The sequence below is a fragment of the Andreprevotia chitinilytica DSM 18519 genome (genome assembly GCF_000711875.1).
Classification (GTDB): domain Bacteria; phylum Pseudomonadota; class Gammaproteobacteria; order Burkholderiales; family Chitinibacteraceae; genus Andreprevotia; species Andreprevotia chitinilytica.
Genome location: NZ_JONM01000056.1, coordinates 1 through 4,658 on the forward strand (window position 1 = coordinate 1; position 4,658 = coordinate 4,658).

Annotated in this window: 2 tRNA genes and 3 rRNA genes; all 5 read left to right on the top strand. The window is 52.0% G+C overall.

Annotated elements, in window-relative coordinates:
• Nucleotides 1–868 (top strand): 16S ribosomal RNA (locus tag BR41_RS21590); the annotation flags it as partial.
• 93 nt (nucleotides 869–961) lie between these two features.
• Nucleotides 962–1,038, top strand: a tRNA-Ile gene (locus BR41_RS21595).
• 14 nt (nucleotides 1,039–1,052) lie between these two features.
• Nucleotides 1,053–1,128, top strand: a tRNA-Ala gene (locus BR41_RS21600).
• 306 nt (nucleotides 1,129–1,434) lie between these two features.
• Nucleotides 1,435–4,323, top strand: a 23S ribosomal RNA gene (locus BR41_RS21605).
• 174 nt (nucleotides 4,324–4,497) lie between these two features.
• A 5S ribosomal RNA gene (rrf, locus tag BR41_RS21610) occupies nucleotides 4,498–4,610 on the top strand.
• The last annotated feature ends 48 nt before the right edge of the window (nucleotides 4,611–4,658 follow it).

Below are 4,658 nucleotides of genomic sequence, written 5' to 3' on the forward strand. Positions count from 1 at the left end.
GGAATTCCGCGTGTAGCAGTGAAATGCGTAGAGATGCGGAGGAACACCGATGGCGAAGGCAACCCCCTGGGCTAATACTGACACTCATGCACGAAAGCGTGGGGAGCAAACAGGATTAGATACCCTGGTAGTCCACGCCCTAAACGATGTCTACTAGTTGTTGGGGATTTCGGTCCTTAGTAACGCAGCTAACGCGAGAAGTAGACCGCCTGGGGAGTACGGTCGCAAGATTAAAACTCAAAGGAATTGACGGGGGCCCGCACAAGCGGTGGATGATGTGGATTAATTCGATGCAACGCGAAAAACCTTACCTGGTCTTGACATGTCGAGAACCCCGAAGAGATTTGGGGGTGCCGCAAGGAACTCGAACACAGGTGCTGCATGGCTGTCGTCAGCTCGTGTCGTGAGATGTTGGGTTAAGTCCCGCAACGAGCGCAACCCTTGCCATTAGTTGCTACCATTCAGTTGAGCACTTTAATGGGACTGCCGGTGACAAACCGGAGGAAGGTGGGGATGACGTCAAGTCCTCATGGCCCTTATGACCAGGGCTTCACACGTCATACAATGGTCGGTACAGAGGGCTGCCAACCCGCGAGGGGGAGCCAATCCCAGAAAACCGATCGTAGTCCGGATTGCACTCTGCAACTCGAGTGCATGAAGTCGGAATCGCTAGTAATCGCGGATCAGCATGTCGCGGTGAATACGTTCCCGGGCCTTGTACACACCGCCCGTCACACCATGGGAGTGGGTTTTACCAGAAGTAGCTAGGCTAACCGCAAGGGGGCCGGTTACCACGGTAGGATTCATGACTGGGGTGAAGTCGTAACAAGGTAGCCGTAGGGGAACCTGCGGCTGGATCACCTCCTTTCAGAGAAAGTCTGATTCAAGCATCCACACTCATCGGCTGTAGGTTAAAGATACGGAGACGTGGCCTTTTGGCTGCGGACTCGGTTGGAATGCTGGGTCAGTAGCTCAGTCGGTTAGAGCACCGTCTTGATAAGGCGGGGGTCATAGGTTCGATTCCTATCTGACCCACCAGATTTCTATTCGATGGGGGTTTAGCTCAGTTGGGAGAGCACCTGCTTTGCAAGCAGGGGGTCGTCGGTTCGATCCCGTCAACCTCCACCACACCTTGCGGTGGGCAATTTAAAACCAGTGGTTTGGGGTTTGAATTGTGCATTGTGGGTGAGCCAATCGAAACAACCGGTTATCAGTATTCAGAAGTCAGCATGCTAATTGTTAATCAGTATGTTGTGTTCTGACTGCTTCAGTTGGACGAGAATTATCTCTGTATTTTGATCTTTAACAAGATAGAAGAAGCAAGACTCAAATTTAGAATTAAATTGGGTTTGATTGTATCGATGTGGAGCGGGCCAAAACGCGGTTCGTGAAGCATGCAAACATGCTATGACCTTGACGTGTTTGAGGTTATAGGATCAAGCGAATAAGTGCATCTGGTGGATGCCTTGGCGATTACAGGCGATGAAGGACGCGCAAGCCTGCGAAAAGGTTCGGGGAGCTGGCAATGGAGCTTTGATCCGGACATGTCCGAATGGGGAAACCCACACCTTTTGGTGTATCCATGACTGAATACATAGGTCATGTGAGGCGAACGCAGCGAACTGAAACATCTAAGTAGCTGCAGGAAAAGAAATCAACCGAGATTCCCAAAGTAGTGGCGAGCGAAATGGGAAGAGCCTGTACGTGATAGTCGTTGTTTTAACCGAACAGTATGGAAAGGCTGGCCATAGCGGGTGATAGCCCCGTAGGTGAAAAGACAATGGTGGTACTAAGCGTACGACAAGTAGGGCGGGACACGAGAAATCCTGTTCGAAGATGGGGGGACCATCCTCCAAGGCTAAATACTCGTAATCGACCGATAGTGAACCAGTACCGTGAGGGAAAGGCGAAAAGAACCCCGGGAGGGGAGTGAAATAGAACCTGAAACCGGATGCATACAAACAGTGGGAGCCTCGTAAGGGGTGACTGCGTACCTTTTGTATAATGGGTCAGCGACTTACGTTCAGTAGCGAGCTTAACCGAATAGGGGAGGCGTAGGGAAACCGAGTCCGAATAGGGCGATGAGTTGCTGGGCGTAGACCCGAAACCAAGTGATCTATCCATGGCCAGGATGAAGGTGCGGTAACACGCACTGGAGGTCCGAACCCACTAGTGTTGCAAAACTAGGGGATGAGCTGTGGATAGGGGTGAAAGGCTAAACAAACTTGGAAATAGCTGGTTCTCCCCGAAAACTATTTAGGTAGTGCCTCAAGTATCACTGACGGGGGTAAAGCACTGTTATGGCTAGGGGGTCATCGCGACTTACCAAACCATGGCAAACTCTGAATACCGTCAAGTGCGAGCTTGGGAGACAGACATCGGGTGCTAACGTCCGGTGTCAAGAGGGAAACAACCCAGACCGCCAGCTAAGGTCCCAAATGCATAGTTAAGTGGAAAACGAGGTGGGAAGGCATAGACAGCCAGGATGTTGGCTTAGAAGCAGCCATCATTTAAAGAAAGCGTAATAGCTCACTGGTCGAGTCGTCCTGCGCGGAAGATGTAACGGGGCTCAAACTATGAACCGAAGCTGCGGATATGTGTTTACACATATGGTAGGGGAGCGTTCCGTACGCCTGTGAAGGTGGCTTGTAAAGGCTGCTGGAGGTATCGGAAGTGCGAATGCTGACATGAGTAGCGTTAAAACGGGTGAAAAGCCCGTTCACCGAAAGCCCCAGGTTTCCTACGCAACGTTAATCGGCGTAGGGTGAGTCGGCCCCTAAGGCGAGGCTGAAAAGCGTAGTCGATGGAAAACAGGTTAATATTCCTGTACCGATTCTTGGTGCGATGAGGGGACGGAGAAGGGTAGGTCAGCCGGGTGTTGGAAGTCCCGGTTTAAGCGTGTAGGTGTGGGGGTTAGGCAAATCCGGCCCCCTTTAACACTGAGGCGTGATGACGAGGTCTCATTGAGACTGAAGTGATTGATCCCATGCTTCCAGGAAAAGCCTCTAAGCTTCAGCCAAGAATTGACCGTACCGCAAACCGACACTGGTGGGCAGGATGAGAATTCTAAGGTGCTTGAGAGAACTCAGGAGAAGGAACTCGGCAAATTGACACCGTAACTTCGGGAGAAGGTGTGCCTCTGTAGCGTGAAGCGACTTGCTCGTGGAGCGTGAAGAGGTTGCAGTGAAAAGGTGGCTGCGACTGTTTATCAAAAACACAGCACTCTGCAAAGACGAAAGTCGACGTATAGGGTGTGACGCCTGCCCGGTGCTGGAAGGTTAAGTGATGGGGTGCAAGCTCTTGATCGAAGCCCCAGTAAACGGCGGCCGTAACTATAACGGTCCTAAGGTAGCGAAATTCCTTGTCGGGTAAGTTCCGACCCGCACGAATGGCGTAACGATGGCCACACTGTCTCCTCCTGAGACTCAGCGAAGTTGAAATGTTTGTGAAGATGCAATCTCCCCGCTGCTAGACGGAAAGACCCCGTGAACCTTTACTGTAGCTTTACATTGGACTTTGAACAGACTTGTGTAGGATAGGTGGGAGGCTTTGAAGTGTGGACGCTAGTTCGCATGGAGCCGTCCTTGAAATACCACCCTGGTGTGTTTGAGGTTCTAACCTTGATCCGTTATCCGGATCGGGGACCGTGTATGGTAGGCAGTTTGACTGGGGCGGTCTCCTCCCAAAGTGTAACGGAGGAGCTCGAAGGTCACCTAGGTACGGTCGGACATCGTACTGATAGTGTAATGGCACAAGGTGGCTTGACTGCGAGACCGACAAGTCGAGCAGGTGCGAAAGCAGGACATAGTGATCCGGTGGTTCTGTATGGAAGGGCCATCGCTCAACGGATAAAAGGTACTCCGGGGATAACAGGCTGATTCCGCCCAAGAGTTCACATCGACGGCGGAGTTTGGCACCTCGATGTCGGCTCATCACATCCTGGGGCTGTAGCCGGTCCCAAGGGTATGGCTGTTCGCCATTTAAAGTGGTACGTGAGCTGGGTTCAAAACGTCGTGAGACAGTTTGGTCCCTATCTGCAGTGGGCGTTGGAAATTTGAGGGGGGCTGCTCCTAGTACGAGAGGACCGGAGTGGACGCATCTCTGGTGTACCGGTTATCACGCCAGTGGTATCGCCGGGTAGCTAAATGCGGAAGAGATAAGCGCTGAAAGCATCTAAGCGCGAAACTTGCCTCGAGATGAGATTTCCCTAGAGCCTTGAGCTCTCTAAAGGGTCGTCGAAGACCACGACGTTGATAGGTCGGGTGTGGAAGCGCAGTAATGCGTTAAGCTAACCGATACTAATTGCCCGTGCGGCTTGATCCTATAACCTGAAGCGCGTTGCGCGTAGCGGTTTGCAGTGCAATCAAATCCAGTAGGACAAGACCAATTTGAGTGGGCGGCGATGGACGAACGAGTCGATCGCAGTTCAAAGTAGTAAAGCTTCTTCTATCGAATTCAGAGTCATGACAGACCACCGTCGTAACTCAACCAGTTACGTCTGGCGACCATAGCGAGTTGGCCCCACGCCTTCCCATCCCGAACAGGACCGTGAAACGACTTTGCGCCGATGATAGTGCGGATTCCCGTGTGAAAGTAGGTCATCGCCAGGCTCTTATTTGAACGCCCCAGCATCCCATGATGTCTGGGGCGTTTGCTTT